A 17492-nucleotide genomic window follows, 5' to 3' on the forward strand; every position below is an offset into this window, starting at 1 on the left:
ATCGTTCTTTGATCTGTCTAGGCTGAAAGTCATCCCCATGGGGCCCACATAGCACAACGCGCGCGAATGCGCCCCCGGAAGGGGATGGATTTTGTGGGTTCGCCATCGGCGACAAGTTCGCGTCGTGTCTCAAGTCTCTTGCGGCGCTTCTCTGTACTCACCGGCCGCAAATGCAGACGAGGCCTCCAGCACCGCCGAGAAGCGGCGGAATGACATAGCGCGTGAAAATGTCGAGCCAGGTAGTTTCAGTCATTGCCCCTGCGCGCCCCGCGCACAAAACTAAAATCCGGCACTTCTTCCTAAGCTATTGATTTGGTTGGTGAGCGCGCTGGGGCTCGAACCCAGGACCCCGTGATTAAAAGTCACGTGCTCTACCGGCTGAGCTACGCGCTCCCATGGCCGCTGATGGCTTCGAAAGAGATCGCCATCGTGCTCGGACATTCGAGAAGCATGTCTTGCCGCTGCGCTTCTTAAGCTTGCGTCGCGGGGAAAAACCGGCTGTTTCCGGATCATGCTCTCGGCCCGCGCTGTGTAGGGGCAGTGGCTGCGGAGGTCAATAGTGCGGGTGGCTGCCGAAGATCGCGACAGGAGCCGGGATTCGCCCGTGCTGTCCGCCGCTTAGGTCGGGAATCTCAACCTGATTGGCGGGCCGCCATCCACGCCGAACAGCGAGGATGGCCTCCCGCCCGTCAGTTCGTCTCCCGCCGCACCTCGCTCGGCACGGCTTGCGGCGCGCCGACCGGGGGCAGGGCGACCGGGCGCAGGCCGATCAGCTCGGCGGTGCGGATCGCGCTGTCCCGCCAGAACTGGAAGGAGTTGATCCGACTGAGCTCGAGGATGGCGATGGCGACGGCGGCGAGGAACGGCAGGCTCTGCAGCACCAGCACGCCGGCGAAGATGTAGATCTCGGTGATCTGCCGGAAGCTGTTGGAGGCGACCAGCACGCCGGCGCCGATCAAGAGCAGGGCGCCGATCACGGCTTCCCAGAACGCCTGGAACTCGATCGACATCCTGCTGAGGCCGCCCTTGGAGGTGCGGGCGAACGCGATGTGCTCGGTGATCAGGCCCTGCGCCACCGCGCGCGACACCGTCCACTGCACGCTCATCGCCGCGATCATCGCGCCCAGCATCTGGCCCGGCTTGATCGCGACGCGGGCGCGGTACATCGACAGGAAGTGCGCCAGCGAGACGACGAAGGCACCGATGATCGGCAGCGTCAGGATCTTGTCGGGAATGGCGATGTCGGCGAAGGCGACGATCGGCACCCAGATGAGGTTGAGCAGCGCCACGACCACGCCGAGGCTTTCTGCGCCCAGCCAGTTCAGCCAGCCCAGGCCATATTCGCGCTTCTGGTCGGGCGTGAGCCGGCTCGCACCGGGCAGGAAGCGGCGCCAGTGCTTCTTGACGATCTGGAGGCCGCCATAGGCCCAGCGGTGCCGCTGCTTCTTGAAGGCCTCGTAGGTGTCGGGCAACAGGCCTGCGCCATAGCGGGTGTTGGTGTAGTGCGTGACCCAGCCGAGCTCCTGGATCGCAAGGCCGAGATCGCTATCCTCGCAGATCGTGTCGGACGACCATCCGCCGGCCATGTCCATCGCGGCGCGGCGGATCAGGCACATCGTGCCGTGCACGATGATGGCGTTGGCCTCGTTGCGCTGGACCATGCCGATGTCGAAGAAGCCGGCATATTCGCCGTTCATGATGTAGTGCATGATCGACAGGTCGCCGTCGCGATGCTCCTGCGGCGCCTGCACGAGGCCGACGCGCGGATCGGCGAAGGCCGGCACGAGGTCCTTGAGCCAGTCGGGCTCGACGACATAGTCGGCATCGAGGATGCCGATGATCTCGGCATCGGCGGCGGTGCGGTCCATCGCGATGCGCAGCGCGCCGGCCTTGAAGCCCTGCACCTTCTCGGCGTTGATGAACTTGAAGCGTTCACCAAGCGCGCGGCAATGGTCCTGGATCGGCTGCCAGAAGGCTGGATCCGGCGTGTTGTTGATGATGACCACGCATTCGTAGTTCGGATAGTTCAGCCGCGACAGCGCATCCAGCGTCTGCTTGAGCATGTCGACGGGCTCGAAGTACGCGGGGATATGGATCGAGACCTTCGGATAATAGCTCTCCGGCGCGTTCTCGACGGGCTTGCTCCTGGCGAGAAGCCGCTGCGGCGGCCGGCCGAAGGCGACCGCGGCGATCTCGTCGATGCGCGCCATCGCAATGAGAACAAGAGGAACAAGGAGGATCATGCCGAGCGTCAGCGCGAAGGCCGAGCCGAAGATGAAGTAGTGGCTGTTCCAGAAGGCGAACACGGTCGCGGCCCAGGCGCCGACGCCGTTGGCGGTCGCCGAGAGCAGGAAGGCCTGCTTCGCGGTTGCTTTCTGGATCCGCAGGATCGGCAGTGACAGCAGGACGCCGACCAGCAGCGCGATGCCCATCAGCTTCCAATAGTCGGGATTCTCCACCGGGCCGGTCCAGGCGAATTTCGGCTCGCGGCTGGCGTTGAGGATGCCCCAGTACGGACCGACGCCGCCTTCGAAGAACTTCCAGGGCTGATCGATGGCTTCGACGATGTTGTATTCCATGCCGATGGCCTCGGCACGGGTGACGAAGTCGCGCAGGATCAGCGCCTGCTGGAACGGGCCCGGATCGGCGTTGCGCAGATTGTAGCCCTGGCTCGGCCAGCCGAACTCGGCGATCACGATGCGCTTGCCGGGGAACAGGTTGCGCAGCAGGTTGTAGCGGTCGACGGCCTGGTCGACCGCCTGGTCCGAGCGGAAGTTTTCCCAATAGGGCAGCACGTGGGCGGCGATGAAATCGACGTTGGAGGCAAGGTCGGGATTGTCGCGCCAGATGTTCCAGATCTCGCCGGTGGTGACGGGCACGCGGACCGCGCCCTTCACCTTCTTGATCATGTCGATGAGGTCTTCGACCTTCTGCTCGCCGCGGTAGATCACCTCGTTGCCGACGACGACGCCGACGACGTTGCTGTTCTTGCGGGCGAGCTCGATGGCGGCCTTGATCTCGCGCTCGTTGCGATCCTTGTCCTTGTCGATCCAGGCGCCGACGGTGACCTTGAGGCCGAACTCGGCCGCGATCGGCGGCACCAGTTCCACGCCGCCCGTGGACGAATAGAGGCGGATCGCGCGCGTCATCGTCGACAGCGTCTTCAGGTCGGCGCGGATTTTCTCGACCGTCGGAATGTTGTCGATGTCGGGATGGGCCGAGCCTTCGAACGGGGCGTAGGAAACGCTGGGCAGGAGGCCCTTGAAGTCAGGCGCGGGTTCCTTGTCGCGCAAGACCCCCCAGACTCCTGCATGGAGCGCAGACACGAGCAACAGAACGGCGGCGACTACGCGCATCGCGGCTAAACCAAAAGGGGCTGAGGTGGCAGGGAAGCGGATCCGACCCCGAGATCCGACCGAGTCCGCGGCAAAGGGAGCATACCTCTGCCGCGCGGTTTCACAACTGTCATGGCCTCATGTCCTTATGAGGGCATGCCTTTTGGGATGCGTGGCAGTGCCAACCGTCTCTATCGCCGATCGTTCCTGAACGGCAGCTGAAACGATCGCGGCTATTTCGAGGGGGCCGGGGACGGGCTTGCCGCAGGCGAGGGGCTCGCCGCCGGCTGCGGTGCCGGGGAGTTGCCTGCGGCCGGCGCCGCCGGCGGGGAGGCCGCGGCCGCCTGCTGCGGCTGGGCGTTCGGGTTGATCCAGCACGCGTGCACGCGGCTGTCCAGGGTCTCGGCCACCTTCGGATCGATCTGGCCGCCGAACCGGGTCAGGCAGCGGAACGCGGCCTGGATGTGGCCGCCGGGACAGCCGAAGCGGTCGTAGAGGTCGAGATGGCGGAACGCGGTATCGAGGTCGTCCCGCCACATCAGCCGCACCACGCGCCGGCCGAGCCAGACGCATTCGGGGTTGCCGGCCGGGCCGTTGATGACCTGGGCCGCTTCCGCGAACTCGTCGGTGCGGCGCTGATTCTGGGCTGCGTCCTTGGCGGCGTCGGCGGGCTGGGCAGCCGCCTTGCCCTGGTCGGGGGCCGGCGTGCCGCTCTGGGCGGAGGCGCCGCCGACACCGATCAGAACGAGCAAGGAGGAGACGGCCAAGGTGGCGGCGAACTGCCGCAGGACCGCATTTCGTAACTCGAACACCCGTTGCCGCATGAATTCCCCAATATATCCGCTGACCGTCCGCGCCGAGACCTCGCGGACGCGCTAGCTGATGGCGTCCAAATGGGTCTCCAATGCGGCGGAAAATTCCCGTCGAATCCCATGACCTGTATTTCGAATTTTGTCCAGCAAAGTCACGATACTAGCCCAAGGCCGAACAGCCGCAGCCAAATTCCGCAGGGTGAGGAGCGGGTCGGTCGCCTGTTACCCCTTGGCAGAAGGCGTGCGAGCAGGTAATCGACGGACCCTTCGCGGAGGACGGAACCGATTTCTCTTCGTACGCCACTGGCGCTTCTGCTCGTTTCATTGGGTGCGATCGCTGCCGTGTGGTGGTGGCTTGCCACGCCGATCACGCTCGCGCGCGCCCCGATCGACCCTGCCGACAAGGTCCAATGCGTCTCCTACGCGCCGTTCCGCGGCGAGCAGACGCCGCTGGAGGCGTGGACCCATATCGAGGCCGAGCAGATCGAGCAGGATCTGCGCCAGCTCAAAGAGATCACCGACTGCGTCCGCACCTATTCGATGGAGAACGGGCTCGACCAGGTCCCGGCGATCGCCGCCAGGGTCGGCGGGCTGAAAGTGCTGCAGGGCATCTGGCTCTCCAGCAACCGCACCAAGAACTACGAGCAGGCCGGGCTCGCCATCCGCCTCGCCAAGCAATTCCCCGACATCATCACCACGCTCATCGTCGGCAACGAGGTGCTGCTGCGCGGCGAGATGACGACGGCGGATCTCGTCTCCATCATCCGCCTGGTGAAGACGCAGGTCAGCGTGCCCGTCACCTATGCCGACGTCTGGGAGTACTGGCTGAAGAACCGCGAGGTCTCCGACGCGGTCGACTTCGTCACGATCCACATCCTGCCGTATTGGGAGGATTTCCCGGTCAAGGCGAAGTTCGCCTCCGCCCATGTCGAGACGATCCGCGAGCGCATGGTGGTGGCGTTCCCCGGCAAGGAGATCCTGATCGGCGAGACCGGCTGGCCGAGCGAGGGGCGCATGCGCGACGCCGCGCTGCCGTCACGGACCAATCAGGCCCGCGTGGTCTCGGAAATCCTCGGCCTTGCCAAAGCGAACAAGTTTCGCGTCAATCTGATCGAGTCCTACGACCAGCCCTGGAAGCGCAAGCTGGAAGGCACCGTCGGCGGCTATTGGGGCCTGTATGATTCGGTGCGGCGAAACCTGAAATATCCGCCGGGCCAGCCGATCAGCAATTTCCCGTACTGGAAATGGTACATGGGCGCGGGCATGGGCCTCAGCGTGCTGGTGTTCGCCGTCGCGTTCATCACGCTGCGCCGGCGGCCATGGACGCCGCGCTTCTCGGCCTGGCTCGGCGTCGGCATCTCCGCGACGACGGCGGGCAGCCTGCTCGGTATCGGCATCGACAAGATGTACTACGAGAGCTACGGCATCGGCGGCTGGCTGCTGTGGGGCGCGCTGCTGCTCGCCGGCATCCTGTCGCCGATCTTCTGCGCGCAGGCGATGGTGATCGGCCGCAGCCTTCCGACCTTCCTCGATCTGCTCGGCCCGCGCGAGGGGCGGAAATGGTCGAAGCTCACCGCGGTGCTCGGCCTGACGCTGGCGGTCACGGCCGTGATCGCGGCGCAGACCGCGCTCGGCTTCGTGTTCGACCCGCGCTACAAGGATTTTCCCTACGCCGCGCTGACGATGGCGGTGGTGCCGTTTGCGCTGCTGATGCTGAACCGGCCGCAGATCGGCCAGCGTCCGATCGCCGAAGCGGTGTTCGCGGGCGTGCTGACGCTTTCGGCCGCCTATGTGCTGGTCAACGAAGGCCGCGACAATTGGCAGTCGCTGTGGACCTGCGCGATTTATCTGTTGTTCGCCCTCACGCTGTGGCGGGCGCGGGCCGAGCAAACCCAAGAATGAACAGGCCGATCGCAAGGCCGGACAGCACGACGTTGTAGAGCACGATGCCGAGGCCGGCGGCGACGATGCCGACGGTGAGCAGCACGATCGACGGCCGCATCAGGTTCAGCGTCGCCACCACCAGTGCGACGATGCCGAACACCGAATTCTTGAACAGGACGGTCGCAACCGAACGCGCCTTGCAGATCGCGGTCTGCAGGCCGGCGTCGCAGGCAAGCGCGACCGTCGAGAGCTCGATGCCGAGATAGCGCAAGTAACTGGCATAGCCGACGGAGACGAAGCCGACGACGATCAGGAACTGCACCTGGTAGGGCGTGAGGCGAAAGGGCTTCTTTGTCATGGGCGCAATATGGTCGGGATGGCGCGGTCAGGCAACAGGGCAGGCGACGTTTCTGTCGATCCGATATGGGCGGACGTGTCCTGCCGACGCCGGGATTACTTCAGCCCCAGCCGGCGCTCGACCCAGCCCAGCACGAATAGCACGAGCAACGTCACCGCGATGGCTGCTCCGACGAGCAGCCAGGCTCCCAACGCGCAGGCAATGCCGAGGCCGGCCGCGATCCAGACCGTTGCGGCCGTGGTGAGGCCGTGAACTGTCTTTGCCTTGGCGTCGTGCAGGATGACACCTGCCCCGATGAAGCCGACACCGGTCAACACGCCGGCAACGACGCCCTGAATGACCCTGGAGATCGCATCCGGGTGGTCGCGCAGGTTCTGGAACTCGATCACGGAGATCGAAACCAGCGCGGAGCCGAGAGCCACCAGCGCCAGGGTTCGCATTCCCACCGGCTTGTCGTTCATGTCGCGGTCGATGCCGATCAGCAGCCCAGTTCCGGCCGCGACGAGAAGCCTCAGGACATCATCCAGCTCGTTCATGAAAACCCACGCGCGTTTCAGGAGGGGCGACGCTCGGAGCTCGTCGGACGTGATCGCGAACTTGCTGCGAAGCGCGGCTCAGGTCCAAGCGTCCGTTGGTCGCATGCCCGCAGCCTCCGTCCGGGAGGGAGGCGTTAGCGCCTGAAGAAAGACGACAGCGTCGATCCCGCAGACGTCGATGCTGCCTCCGGTTTCGCCGGCGCCGGCGCAGGCTGCGCCGCGGGAGCGGGCGCGGGCTCCTCGCGCTTGGATCGCTTCGAGGAATAGCTGCGGCGGCGCTGCGGCTTCTCGGGCTTTGCGGCCGGCGCAGCTTCGGCTTGCGGCACCGCGTCCTGATTCTTCTCCGGGCTCTTCTCTTGAACCCTGTCCTGGGTTTTCTCTTGCGCTTTTTCCTGGGCCTTTTCCTGGCCCTTCTCTTGTCCCTTTTCCTGGCCGCCACGCATCGACAGGCGCTGACCATCGAACACGGTGGTCTCGCAGTGACGGTCGTTCTCGGCGAGGCTCGCGCAGAATTTTGCGGCGACGGCGGCGTTGACCAGCGGGCCGGCCCCCAAGCGGAGCTGCATGCCGAGGCCGGTGGTGCCTTCCTTGATCATGATGATCGGCCGCAGCGCCGCGATCTCCGGATGGGACTTGGTCAGGCCGCGCCAGAGCGCGCGCAGGCCGTCGATCGAGTTGGCGCCGCCGAGATCGATCGCAAAACGCGTCTGCTGAATCGCGATCGCAGGAGATTCGTTCTCGGCTGCTTCCGGTGGCTTTATCGCTGCCGCGACGACCTCGGCCGAGGCGGGCGCCGGCTCGGCTTTCTTCTCGGCTGCCTCGGGTTGAATCAGTTTCGATGCGGACGGATCCGGCGGCGCCATGAGCGGCTTGGACGGCACCAGCGGAATGGCCGGCAGCGCCGAGTTCATTGCCGGCGTCTGTTGCACGAGCGAGGCGGCGGCGGTCTGCGGCGGTGGGCTCGGCGGCTCCTTGAGCGGTTCCTTCGGAGCGTCCTTCTGAGAATCCTTGGCGGCTTCCGTGCGCGGCTTGTCGTTCGCCGGAGCTGGGGTCGAGGCGACCGGCGCGACGCTGGGAGCTGCGGGCGCTGGCTCCTGCGGTTTCGCGCCCTGCTGCGGCGTGGCGGCCTGCTTCGCAATGGCGCCGGTGACGGAATCGAGCCCTTGCTCCAGCACGGTGACGCGCGAATAGAGCCGGTCGCGATCGGTGTTCAGCGTCTCGATGGCGGCGGCGAGGCGGCGGGCCTCGTTCTGGCTCTCCTTGGTCAGCATCTGGAGCCGGTCGGCCTGGCGCGCGAAATCGGCGGCGGCTGCCTGGTCGCGCCGCCAGCCGAACTGGGCCTGGTTGGCCATCACCGCGATCACGACCGCGCCCACGGCCGCTACGCCCCACGAGCCCAACCGCCACATCATGCGACGGTCGAACGCGCTTTCCTCCGCCAAAAGTCCGGAGAACAGCCCGCCGGTCTCCTTGGTGCCGAAGGCATCCGCCAGTCGGTCGGAATCCTTTGCCATGTACGTTAAGTGCCCAGCCCCGGTCCGGGCTTCCCCGAATCAATCAGGGAACATTAACAGGAAAAGCGCCTCGCACTTGAATTCCGGGCGTTTGCGGGGGTAGCAAGGCGATATCCTTCCGAGGGCGCTCGCTGCCCGTCGCGCCAATTGATTCGGCTATATCTGACAGGATTTCGATGACCGCCCGTTCCAGCCTCACGATCGTGCTCGCCGCCGGTGAAGGCACGCGCATGCGATCGAGCCTGCCGAAGGTGCTGCATCCCGTAGCTTCCCAGACACTGCTCGCCCACGTGCTCGCCGCCGCACCGAAGGGAGCCGGCACCTCGCTCGCGGTCGTGATCGGCCCCGATCACCAGGCGGTCGCGGATGAGGCGAAGCGCATCCGCCCCGACGTGCTCACCTTCGTGCAGAACGAACGCCTTGGCACCGCGCACGCGGTGCTGGCGGCGCGCGAGGCGATTGCGCGCGGCGTGGATGATCTGCTCATCGCCTTCGGCGACACGCCGCTGATCTCGGCCGAGACCTTTGCGCGGCTGCGCGCGCCGCTCGCCAGCGGCGCCGCGATCGCCGCGCTCGGCTTTCGCGCCGCCGATCCGACCGGCTACGGCCGCTTCATCGTCGAGGGCGACCGCCTGGTCGCGATCCGCGAACAGGCCGACGCCAGTGCGGATGAGCGCAAGATCGATCTGTGCAACGCCGGCGTGATGGCGATCGACGGCCGCCGCGCGCTCGACATCCTCGGGCAAATCGGCAATGCGAACTCCAAAAGCGAATATTATCTGACGGACGCAGTCGAGATCGTCCGCGAAAAGGGATGGGAGTCCGTTGTGATCGAGACCAGCGAGGACGAGGTGCGCGGCATCAACACCAAGGCGCAGCTCGCCGAAGCGGAAGGCGTGATCCAGGCGCGCTTGCGCAAGGCGGCGATGGAGGCCGGCGTCACACTGATCGCGCCGGAGACAGTTTATCTCTCCGCGGACACGGTGTTCGGCAAGGACGTGACCATCGAGCCGTTCGTGGTGATCGGCCCCGGCGTGTCGATCGCGGACGGCACCGTGATCCATTCCTTCTCGCACATCGTGCAGACCACGCTCGGCAAGAACGTCTCGATCGGCCCCTATGCGCGGCTTCGTCCCGGCACCTCGCTCGGCGACGGCGCGCGCATCGGCAATTTCGTGGAGACCAAGGCGGCGACGCTGGAGGCCGGCGTCAAGGTCAACCATCTCTCCTACATCGGCGATGCTACCATTGGCGCAAACTCCAACATCGGCGCCGGCACCATCACCTGCAACTACGACGGCTTCAAGAAGCACAAGACGGTGATCGGGCAGGGCGCGTTCGTCGGCACCAACTCTTCGCTGGTCGCTCCCGTGACAATCGGCCATGGCGCCTATATCGGCTCCGGCTCGGTGATTACCAAGGATGTACCCGACGACGCCATGGCATTGGAGCGCAGCCAGCAGATCATCAGGGAAGGCGGCGCGGCGCGCTATCGCGAGCTGAAGACGGGCGGCAAGAAGCCGGAGAAGTAAGCGGCGCTATTCGTCGTCGGCGAATTCGGAGAAGATGGCGCGGGTCAGGCGCCAGCCGCGCGGCTTGGCGCGCTTCACCGGCTCGCCTTCGGCATGCTTGACGAAGACGGGCTTGCTTTCCTTGCCGCGCATGGGCGGCGGCCAATGCGCAAGGCGAGTGCCCGTGGTCTCGCTGGCGCGGACGGACATCGATGACAGGCCTTTGCGGTCGGACGAGCCCTTCATGATCTTGGATCTCCTGGATGGAAATCGTTGGCTAAACCAGTTGACAACAAGTTAATGCGCGCGGTTTAACGCCGGCCAATTCGACGCAGGCGAAGTGCAGGGCGCCCGGTCCTGTCTCAATCGGCAATAATTATTGAGTATCTGGTTCGTCGGGAATTTCGCTAAAAACTGAGCGCGTCGTTTAGGCGATTTTTCGACGATTTGGGGGATAGTGATCCGCATGTGCGGAATTGTCGGCATTCTCGGGCGCGAGCCGGTTGCAGAGCAATTGGTGGATTCGCTCAAACGTCTTGAATATCGCGGCTATGATTCTGCGGGCGTCGCCACGCTCGAAGGCAAGCACCTGGAGCGCCGCCGCGCCGAGGGCAAGCTCAAGAACCTGGAGAAGCGGCTCGAAGCCGAGCCTCTGAAGGGCACCACCGGGATCGGCCACACGCGCTGGGCCACCCACGGCAAGCCGACCGTCAACAATGCCCATCCGCACGCGACCGAGCGCGTCGCAGTCGTTCACAACGGCATCATCGAGAATTTCCGCGAGCTGCGCGAGGAGCTCGAGAAGAACGGCACGGTGTTCCACACCGAGACCGACACCGAGATCGTGCTGCATCTCGTCGATGATTTGCTCGCACGCGGCAACAAGCCGGTCGAAGCCGTCAAGCTGACGCTGGCGCGGCTGCGCGGCGCCTTCGCGCTCGGTTTCATCTTCGCCGGCGACAACGACCTCATGATCGGGGCCCGCAACGGACCGCCGCTGGCGATCGGCTACGGCGACGGCGAGATGTATCTCGGCTCCGACGCCATCGCGCTCGGCCCGTTCACCGACACGATCAGCTATCTCGAAGACGGCGACTGGGTGGTGCTGACCCGCAAGAGCGCGACGATCTTCGACAAGGACGGCTATACCGTCCAGCGCGACAAGATCAGGCACGCCGCCTCGACCTCGCTGGTCGACAAGGCCAATTACCGCCACTTCATGGCAAAGGAGATCCACGAGCAGCCGGAAGTGGTCGGCCACACGCTGGCGCGCTACGTCGACATGGCGACCGAGCGCGTCGCGCTGCCGGTCAAGCTCCCGTTCGACTTCAAGACCATCCAGCGCATCAACATCACGGCGTGCGGCACCGCGAGCTATGCCGGCTTCGTCGCGAAGTACTGGTTCGAGCGCTTTGCGCGCGTGCCGGTCGAGGTCGATGTCGCCTCCGAATTCCGCTACCGCGAGGCGCCCTTGCGCAAGGGCGATCTCGCCATCTTCATCTCGCAGTCCGGCGAGACCGCCGACACCCTGGCCGCTCTGCGCTATGCCAAGGCGCAAGGCGTGCACACGGTCGCCGTCGTCAACGTGCCGACCTCCACGATCGCGCGCGAGAGCGAGACCGTGCTGCAAACGCTGGCGGGACCGGAGATCGGCGTCGCGTCGACCAAGGCTTTCACCTGCCAGCTCATGGTGCTGGCAAACCTTGCGATCGCGGCCGGCAAGGCGAGAGGCGAATTGTCCGACGCGGACGAGACCAGGCTGGTCCATGGCCTCGTCGAGGTCCCGCGCCTGATGGCAGACGCGCTCACCATCGAGCCCCAGATCGAAAAGCTCGCGCACCGGATCGCCAAGTCGCGCGACGTACTCTATCTCGGCCGCGGCACCAGCTTCCCGCTGGCGCTCGAAGGCGCGCTGAAGTTGAAGGAGATCTCCTACATCCACGCCGAAGGCTATGCCGCCGGCGAGCTCAAGCACGGGCCGATCGCGCTGATCGACGAGACCATGCCGGTCGTCGTCATTGCGCCCCACGACCGGGTGTTCGAAAAGACCGTCTCCAACATGCAGGAGGTCGCCGCGCGCGGCGGCAACATCATCCTGATGACCGACGCCAAGGGCGCCGCGGAGGCGACGGTCGAGTCACTCGTCACCATCGTCATGCCCGACATGGCGGCGGCTTTCACGCCGATGGTCTACGCCGTCCCCGTGCAGCTGCTGGCCTATCACACGGCTGTCGTCATGGGCACCGACGTCGACCAGCCGCGCAACCTCGCCAAATCGGTGACCGTGGAATAGGCAAAACGGACATCGGTCGGTCGCTTCGTGGTCTTCCAAAACCTGCTAGAAGACCCTAGCTTGTTGCTAGCGACCGACCTGGAACCCGAATGACCCCCCGCGACGACGCGCCTGCGCCTCTTGATCCCGTCCCGGAACCTCATACCGGCCTGATGGGCCGCTTCCGCAATTATTTCCTGACCGGGCTCGTGGTGACCGGGCCGATCGCGATCACGCTGTATCTGGTCTGGTGGTTCGTCACCTGGGTCGACGGCGTGGTGCGGCCCTTCGTGCCGCTGGCCTACCGGCCTGAAACCTATTTGCCCTACGTCATTCCCGGCTGGGGACTGGTCGTCGCATTCTTCACGCTGACGCTGGTCGGCTTCCTGGCGGCCAATCTGATCGGCCGGACGCTGGTCGATGTGGGCGAGACCTTGCTCGGCCGGATCCCGGCGGTGCGCGCCATCTATCGCGGCCTGAAGCAGGTGTTCGAGACGCTGTTCTCGGGCAAGGGCTCGAGCTTCCGCAAAGTCGGCCTCGTCGAGTTTCCCTCGCCGGGCATGTGGTCGATCGTGCTGATCTCGCAATCGCCGAACGAGGACATCGCGCGCAGTCTGCCGGGTCAGGAGGAGCACGTCTCGGTGTTCCTGCCGTGCTCGCCGAACCCGACCACCGGCTTCTTCTTCTATGTCCCGAAGAGCAAGATCATCGAGGTCGATCTCACCGCCGAGGATGCCGCGACGCTGATCATGTCGGCCGGCGTGGTGCAGCCGGGCTCGGCCCCAGATCCGAAGAAGGCGGCGGCGCTTGCCGGCGTGGCGAATGCCGCGCGTATCGCCAATGCCTCCAAGCTCCAGCCCGAACCTGCGAAGGCGGAGTAGGGCCATTCCCCCGCGGGATGGCCGCGTTCACGCAGGCGTTCTCGTCCTCTGCTATTCTCTGGTTGAACCCGAGCCCACCGCCCGGAATTCGATCTGGAGTGCAAGATGCCCGAAATGACGTCAAAGACCATTGCGATCCTCGCCCCCGGTGCCATGGGCAGCGCCGTGGCCCAGCGTCTCAGCGAGAACGGAGCGCGCGTGCTGACGTCGCTGAAGGGACGGAGCGAGGCGACCTTGAAGCGGGCCATGGACGCCGGCATGGTCGGCGCCGAGGACGAGGCGATCGCTGAGGCCGACATCATCCTCTCGATCGTGCCGCCGGGCGAAGCTGTCGCGCTGGCCGAACGCCTGGCGTCGTTGATCGTCCGGCGCGCAAAGAAGCCTGTTGTCGTCGATTGCAACGCGGTCAATGTCGATACGGTGCAAAGGATCGAGGAGATCATCGGCTCGGCGCAGGCGCCGTTCGTCGACGCCGGCATCATCGGATTTCCGCCGCAGCCCGGCGGCAAGAGCCCGGCCTTCTACATGTCCGGCGAGCACGCCCAGGAGGTCGCGGTGCTGAAGGACCTCGGCCTCGACGTGCGGATCGTCGCAGGCCCGGTCGGCGCGGCGTCGGCGCTGAAGATGTCTTATGCCGGCATCGTCAAGGGCCTCGCCGGGATCGGCTCGGCCATGGTGATCGCGGCAACGAAGGCGGGCGCGGCCGATGCGCTGCGCGACGAGCTCGCGCTCAGCCAGCCGGCGATCCTGGCACGACTCGAAGTGGCGCTGCCGGATATGATTCCGAAGGCCTATCGCTGGGTTGCGGAGATGCGGGAGATTTCCGGATTTCTCGGGCCCGATCATCCCGCGAGCCAGATCTATGAGGGCTTTGCCCGCTGGTTCGAACATCTTGCAGGAGATGCGAAGGGCGAGGCGGTGGATGCGGAGCTGATGAAGGCATTTGCCGCGGGGAACGCGCGGAAGAAGACCTGACGTGCCCACGTACGCTCCCGCAAGGTTTGCGGTTGCGGTGTGCGGGTCTCTATCCTCCCCGTCATTGCGAGCGCAGCGAAGCAATCCAGAATCTTTCCGCGGAGGGACTCTGGATTGCTTCGCTGCGCTCGCAATGACGGGGAGGAGACGGTGCGGAGCACACCTGCTATTGTATTTGCGGTTCTTCTGAGACGGGAGTTCGAATGAGAGTGCTGGTGATCGGCGCTGGCGCGCTCGGCGGCTATTATGGAGCTTGCCTGGTTCGAGCAGGCCGCGACGTGACCTTCCTGGTGCGCGGGACGCGGGCGGAGCAATTGCGCCGAGACGGACTAAGTGTCGTGAGCCCGCACGGCGACTTCGTGGTGCAGCCGAAGATCCTTCTGGCCGGCGATCTCACGGAGGCCTTCGACGTCGTGCTCGTCGGCGTGAAGGCCTACTCGCTCGACGACGCGATGAGCCAGTTTGCGCCGGCCGTCGGCCCCCACACGATGATTTTGCCGATCCTGAACGGGTTGAAGCACATCGACGCTCTCACCGCCAGGTTCGGCGCGAGATGCGTCCTCGGCGGACTTGCCAATGTCAGTGCCGGTCTCGATGCAGACGGCCGTGTCGTTCAGTTCATGGCCAATCAGACGATCGTCTTCGGCGAGATCGAGGGGGCACTGAGCGAACGCGCGCTCGCACTGGAGACGCTGCTCCAGGTCCCCGGCATCGACGTGCGCGCCAGTGAAGCCATCATGCAGGACATGTGGGAGAAATTCGTCCAGCTCTCGACGCTCGCCGGCATCACCTGCCTGATGCGCGCGAGCATCGGCGACATCCTGGCCGTGCCCGACGGTGAGCAGTCGATTTTCCGCCTGTTTGCGGAATGCTGCGCCGTCGCGACGGCTTCAGGCTTTGAGCCACGCGCGCCGTTCATCGAGTTTGACCGAAAATTGTTCACCACCCTGGATTCGCCGCTCAAGGCCTCGATGCTGCGCGACATCGAGCGCGGCTCGGTCACCGAGTCCGAGCACATCCTGGGCGACATGGCCCATCGCGCCCGTGCGCTCGGCATCGACACGCCGGTGCTGGATCTGGCGCGGGCGCATGTGGCGGCTTACGAAGTCGGGCGGCGAAGGGCGGCAGGCTAACCCGCCCCGATCAGCGGGATCGCTTCGTCTCGTTCATAGAGGTACAACAGGCACCGCAGCGCCTCGCCGCGCTCGCCCTTGAGCTTCGGATCGTCCTTCAGGATCCGCAGCGCCTCGTCACGGGCCTGGGTGATGAGCTGGCCATGGACCTCCGAACGCGCGATGCGGTAGCCGGGCAGGCCGCTCTGGCGTACGCCGAGCACGTCGCCTTCGCCGCGCAGCTTCAGGTCTTCCTCGGCGATACGGAAGCCGTCGGTGGTCTCGCGGATCACCTTCAGCCGTGCCTTCGACATCTCGCCGAGCGGCTCACCATAGAGCAGAATGCAGGTCGAGGCTTCCGAGCCGCGGCCGATGCGCCCGCGCAGCTGGTGAAGCTGGGCAAGGCCAAAGCGCTCGGCGTTCTCGATCACCATGATGGTCGCGGCGGGCACGTCGACGCCGACCTCGACCACGGTGGTCGCGACAAGAAGTCCGATCTCGTGGGCGGCGAACTGGCCCATGACGCGATCCTTCTCGGTGCCCTTCATCTGGCCGTGGACGAGGCCGACACGCTCGCCGAAGCGTTTTTGCAGGCTCTCGAAACGCTTGGTCGCATTGGTCAGGTGCTCGGTGCCCTCGGCTTCGGATTCCTCGACCAGGGGGCAGATCCAGTAGACCAGCTTGCCGGTTTCGAGCGCGCGGCCGACACCGTCCATCACCTCACCCAGCCGGCTCATGGCGACGGCGCGGGTGTCGATCGGCTGGCGGCCGGCGGGCTTTTCGCGCAGCTCGGAGATGTCCATGTCGCCGAAATAGGTCAGCACCAGCGTGCGCGGGATCGGCGTCGCGCTCAGCACCAGCACGTCGACGGCTTCGCCCTTGGACGTCAGCGCAAGCCGTTCGCGCACGCCAAAGCGGTGCTGCTCGTCGACGACGGCGAGCGCGAGATCATGGAAGATCACATCGTCCTGGATCAGCGCATGGGTGCCGACGAGCAGATCAATCTCGCCTGCGGCGAGCCGGGCGATGATCTCGCGCCGCTCCTTGCCCTTTTCCCGGCCGGTGAGGATGGCGACGCGCATGCCGGCGCGCTCGGCCAGCGGGGCGATGGTCTTGATGTGCTGACGCGCCAGAATTTCCGTCGGCGCCATCAGCGCGGCCTGCTTGCCGACCTCGGCGACGGCGGCGGCTGCGAGCAGCGCTACGACCGTTTTGCCCGAGCCAACGTCGCCCTGGAGCAGCCGCAGCATGCGGACGGGCTGCTTCAGATCCTCGGCGATGGCGGCCGCAGCGCTGCGCTGGGATGGCGTGAGCGCGTAAGGAAGGGCGTCGATGATCTTGTTGCGCAGCTGTCCGTCGCCGGCATTGCGGACGCCGGCGGGACGGCGCAGCTGTGCGCGGATCAGCGCCAGCGCGAGCTGGCCGGCGAGCAACTCGTCGAAGGCGAGGCGCGACCAGAACGGCTGGTCCGGCAATATGTCGGTCAGCTCGACCGGCTGGTGCACGCGATTAAGCGCTTCCGCGATCGGCGGGAAGTGGCAGCGTCGCAGCACCTCGGGGCTGATCCATTCCGGCAAGGCGGGTAGCTTCTGCAGCGCCTGCGCGATCGCGCGGCGGAGCGAGCCGAGCGCGAGGCCTTCGGTCAGCGGATAGACCGGATCGATGCCCGACAGTTTCGAGATCGCCTCCTCGTCGAGCACGCGGTCCGGATGCACGATCTGCGGGATGCCGTCGTACATCTGGAGCGTACCGGAGACGTAACGCTTCTCGCCGACCGGCAGCAGTTTTTCGACATAGCCCGGCTTGGCGCGGAAGAACGTGAGCACGACATCGCCGGTGTCGTCGCTGGCGTAGACGAGATACGGCGCGCGCGCATTGCGCGGCGGGGGCGGGCGGTGGCGATCGACGGTGACCTCCAGCGTCACCATGGTTCCGACGGCCGCATCGCGGATCTTCGGCCGGGCCCGGCGGTCGATGACCTGGCTCGGCAGATGCAGCAGCAGGTCGACCAGCCGCGGCGTCTCGCTGCGGCTGAGCAGGTACTGCAACAGCTTGTCCTGCTTCGGACCGACGCCGGGCAGACTGGTCACGGGAGCAAACAGCGGATTGAGCAGGCTGGGGCGCATCAGTGGAATCTAAGATTGTTCCTGGCCGTCATGCCCGGCTTTATGCCGGGCATCCACGTCTTTTTTGCAGCCCCACGTGGATGGCCGGACGAGCCCGGCCATGACGGACGGGATGAGCGACTTGTCGCAACAAAGGGCTGACACGGGCGGCTCGAATGGCTATATCACCCCGGCCC

At 65.6% G+C, this 17492-nt stretch carries 13 protein-coding genes and 1 tRNA gene; 6 read left to right on the plus strand and 8 right to left on the minus strand.

Annotation, left to right across the window (positions count from 1 at the left end; all coding sequences use genetic code 11):
• Positions 1–317: 317 nt before the first annotated feature.
• The 3 genes from AC1RQP_RS01720 to AC1RQP_RS01730 form a co-directional block, all read right to left on the minus strand.
• Positions 318–393 (minus strand) — tRNA-Lys (locus AC1RQP_RS01720).
• Between the two features lie 296 nt (positions 394–689).
• Entirely contained in the window at positions 690–3356 is a 2667-nt protein-coding gene (locus tag AC1RQP_RS01725) for a glycosyltransferase (protein ID WP_492935701.1), read from the minus strand.
• A gap of 212 nt (positions 3357–3568) precedes the next feature.
• A complete protein-coding gene (locus tag AC1RQP_RS01730) occupies positions 3569–4159 on the minus strand; it encodes a hypothetical protein (protein ID WP_028182176.1) in 591 nt (196 codons plus the stop codon).
• 330 nt (positions 4160–4489) lie between these two features.
• On the opposite strand from AC1RQP_RS01730, the gene AC1RQP_RS01735 reads away from it, so the two are divergent.
• Complete coding sequence (locus AC1RQP_RS01735) at positions 4490–6049, plus strand: glycoside hydrolase family 17 protein (protein WP_492935702.1); 1560 nt, start codon at positions 4490–4492, stop codon at positions 6047–6049.
• Here the strand turns inward: AC1RQP_RS01735 and AC1RQP_RS01740 are convergent.
• From AC1RQP_RS01740 to AC1RQP_RS01750, 3 genes are all read right to left on the minus strand, one after another.
• Positions 6009–6389, minus strand: coding sequence for a hypothetical protein (locus AC1RQP_RS01740; protein ID WP_028178746.1), 381 nt, complete (start codon positions 6387–6389; stop codon positions 6009–6011). The genes AC1RQP_RS01735 and AC1RQP_RS01740 overlap by 41 nt on opposite strands.
• A gap of 95 nt (positions 6390–6484) precedes the next feature.
• Positions 6485–6925, minus strand: a complete 441-nt coding sequence (locus AC1RQP_RS01745; protein ID WP_028178747.1) for an MgtC/SapB family protein — start codon at positions 6923–6925, stop codon at positions 6485–6487.
• A gap of 134 nt (positions 6926–7059) precedes the next feature.
• A complete protein-coding gene (locus AC1RQP_RS01750; protein WP_492935703.1) occupies positions 7060–8439 on the minus strand; it encodes a hypothetical protein in 1380 nt (459 codons plus the stop codon).
• 176 nt (positions 8440–8615) lie between these two features.
• Here AC1RQP_RS01750 and glmU point away from each other — a divergent pair, with 176 nt between their 5' ends.
• On the plus strand, positions 8616–9971 hold the full coding sequence (gene glmU / locus AC1RQP_RS01755; RefSeq protein ID WP_492935704.1) for a bifunctional UDP-N-acetylglucosamine diphosphorylase/glucosamine-1-phosphate N-acetyltransferase GlmU: 1356 nt from the start codon (positions 8616–8618) through the stop codon (positions 9969–9971).
• 6 nt (positions 9972–9977) lie between these two features.
• Here the strand turns inward: glmU and AC1RQP_RS01760 are convergent, their stop codons facing one another.
• Positions 9978–10196, minus strand: a complete 219-nt coding sequence (locus AC1RQP_RS01760) for a hypothetical protein (RefSeq protein ID WP_061881722.1) — start codon at positions 10194–10196, stop codon at positions 9978–9980.
• A 220-nt stretch (positions 10197–10416) separates the two neighbouring features.
• On the opposite strand from AC1RQP_RS01760, the gene glmS reads away from it, so the two are divergent.
• From glmS to panE, 4 genes are all read left to right on the plus strand, one after another.
• On the plus strand, positions 10417–12243 hold the full coding sequence (glmS, locus tag AC1RQP_RS01765; RefSeq protein ID WP_492935705.1) for a glutamine--fructose-6-phosphate transaminase (isomerizing): 1827 nt from the start codon (positions 10417–10419) through the stop codon (positions 12241–12243).
• A gap of 89 nt (positions 12244–12332) precedes the next feature.
• Positions 12333–13103, plus strand: coding sequence for a DUF502 domain-containing protein (locus tag AC1RQP_RS01770; protein WP_239623682.1), 771 nt, complete (start codon positions 12333–12335; stop codon positions 13101–13103).
• A gap of 105 nt (positions 13104–13208) precedes the next feature.
• Positions 13209–14078: an NAD(P)-dependent oxidoreductase gene (locus AC1RQP_RS01775; RefSeq protein ID WP_492935706.1), complete on the plus strand. Its 870-nt coding sequence runs from the start codon at positions 13209–13211 to the stop codon at positions 14076–14078.
• 203 nt (positions 14079–14281) lie between these two features.
• Complete coding sequence (gene panE, locus AC1RQP_RS01780; RefSeq protein ID WP_492935707.1) at positions 14282–15211, plus strand: 2-dehydropantoate 2-reductase; 930 nt, start codon at positions 14282–14284, stop codon at positions 15209–15211.
• Here the strand turns inward: panE and recG are convergent.
• Positions 15208–17316, minus strand: a complete 2109-nt coding sequence (recG, locus tag AC1RQP_RS01785; RefSeq protein WP_492935708.1) for an ATP-dependent DNA helicase RecG — start codon at positions 17314–17316, stop codon at positions 15208–15210. The two genes, panE and recG, sit on opposite strands and share 4 nt — an antisense overlap.
• Positions 17317–17492: the final 176 nt, after the last annotated feature.

Source organism: Bradyrhizobium sp. GW821-FHT13H06 (assembly GCF_058803975.1).

Excerpts from the sequence above, each read along its gene's own strand:
- AC1RQP_RS01725 (WP_492935701.1), bottom strand. The coding sequence starts at position 3,356 with ATGCGCGTAGTCGCCGCCGTTCTGTTGCTCGTGTCTGCGCTCCATGCA.
- AC1RQP_RS01730 (WP_028182176.1), bottom strand. The coding sequence starts at position 4,159 with ATGCGGCAACGGGTGTTCGAGTTACGAAATGCGGTCCTGCGGCAGTTC.
- AC1RQP_RS01740 (WP_028178746.1), bottom strand. The coding sequence starts at position 6,389 with ATGACAAAGAAGCCCTTTCGCCTCACGCCCTACCAGGTGCAGTTCCTG.
- AC1RQP_RS01745 (WP_028178747.1), bottom strand. The coding sequence starts at position 6,925 with ATGAACGAGCTGGATGATGTCCTGAGGCTTCTCGTCGCGGCCGGAACT.
- AC1RQP_RS01750 (WP_492935703.1), bottom strand. The coding sequence starts at position 8,439 with ATGGCAAAGGATTCCGACCGACTGGCGGATGCCTTCGGCACCAAGGAG.
- glmU (WP_492935704.1), top strand. The coding sequence starts at position 8,616 with ATGACCGCCCGTTCCAGCCTCACGATCGTGCTCGCCGCCGGTGAAGGC.
- AC1RQP_RS01760 (WP_061881722.1), bottom strand. The coding sequence starts at position 10,196 with ATGAAGGGCTCGTCCGACCGCAAAGGCCTGTCATCGATGTCCGTCCGC.
- glmS (WP_492935705.1), top strand. The coding sequence starts at position 10,417 with ATGTGCGGAATTGTCGGCATTCTCGGGCGCGAGCCGGTTGCAGAGCAA.
- AC1RQP_RS01770 (WP_239623682.1), top strand. The coding sequence starts at position 12,333 with ATGACCCCCCGCGACGACGCGCCTGCGCCTCTTGATCCCGTCCCGGAA.
- AC1RQP_RS01775 (WP_492935706.1), top strand. The coding sequence starts at position 13,209 with ATGCCCGAAATGACGTCAAAGACCATTGCGATCCTCGCCCCCGGTGCC.
- panE (WP_492935707.1), top strand. The coding sequence starts at position 14,282 with ATGAGAGTGCTGGTGATCGGCGCTGGCGCGCTCGGCGGCTATTATGGA.
- recG (WP_492935708.1), bottom strand. The coding sequence starts at position 17,316 with ATGCGCCCCAGCCTGCTCAATCCGCTGTTTGCTCCCGTGACCAGTCTG.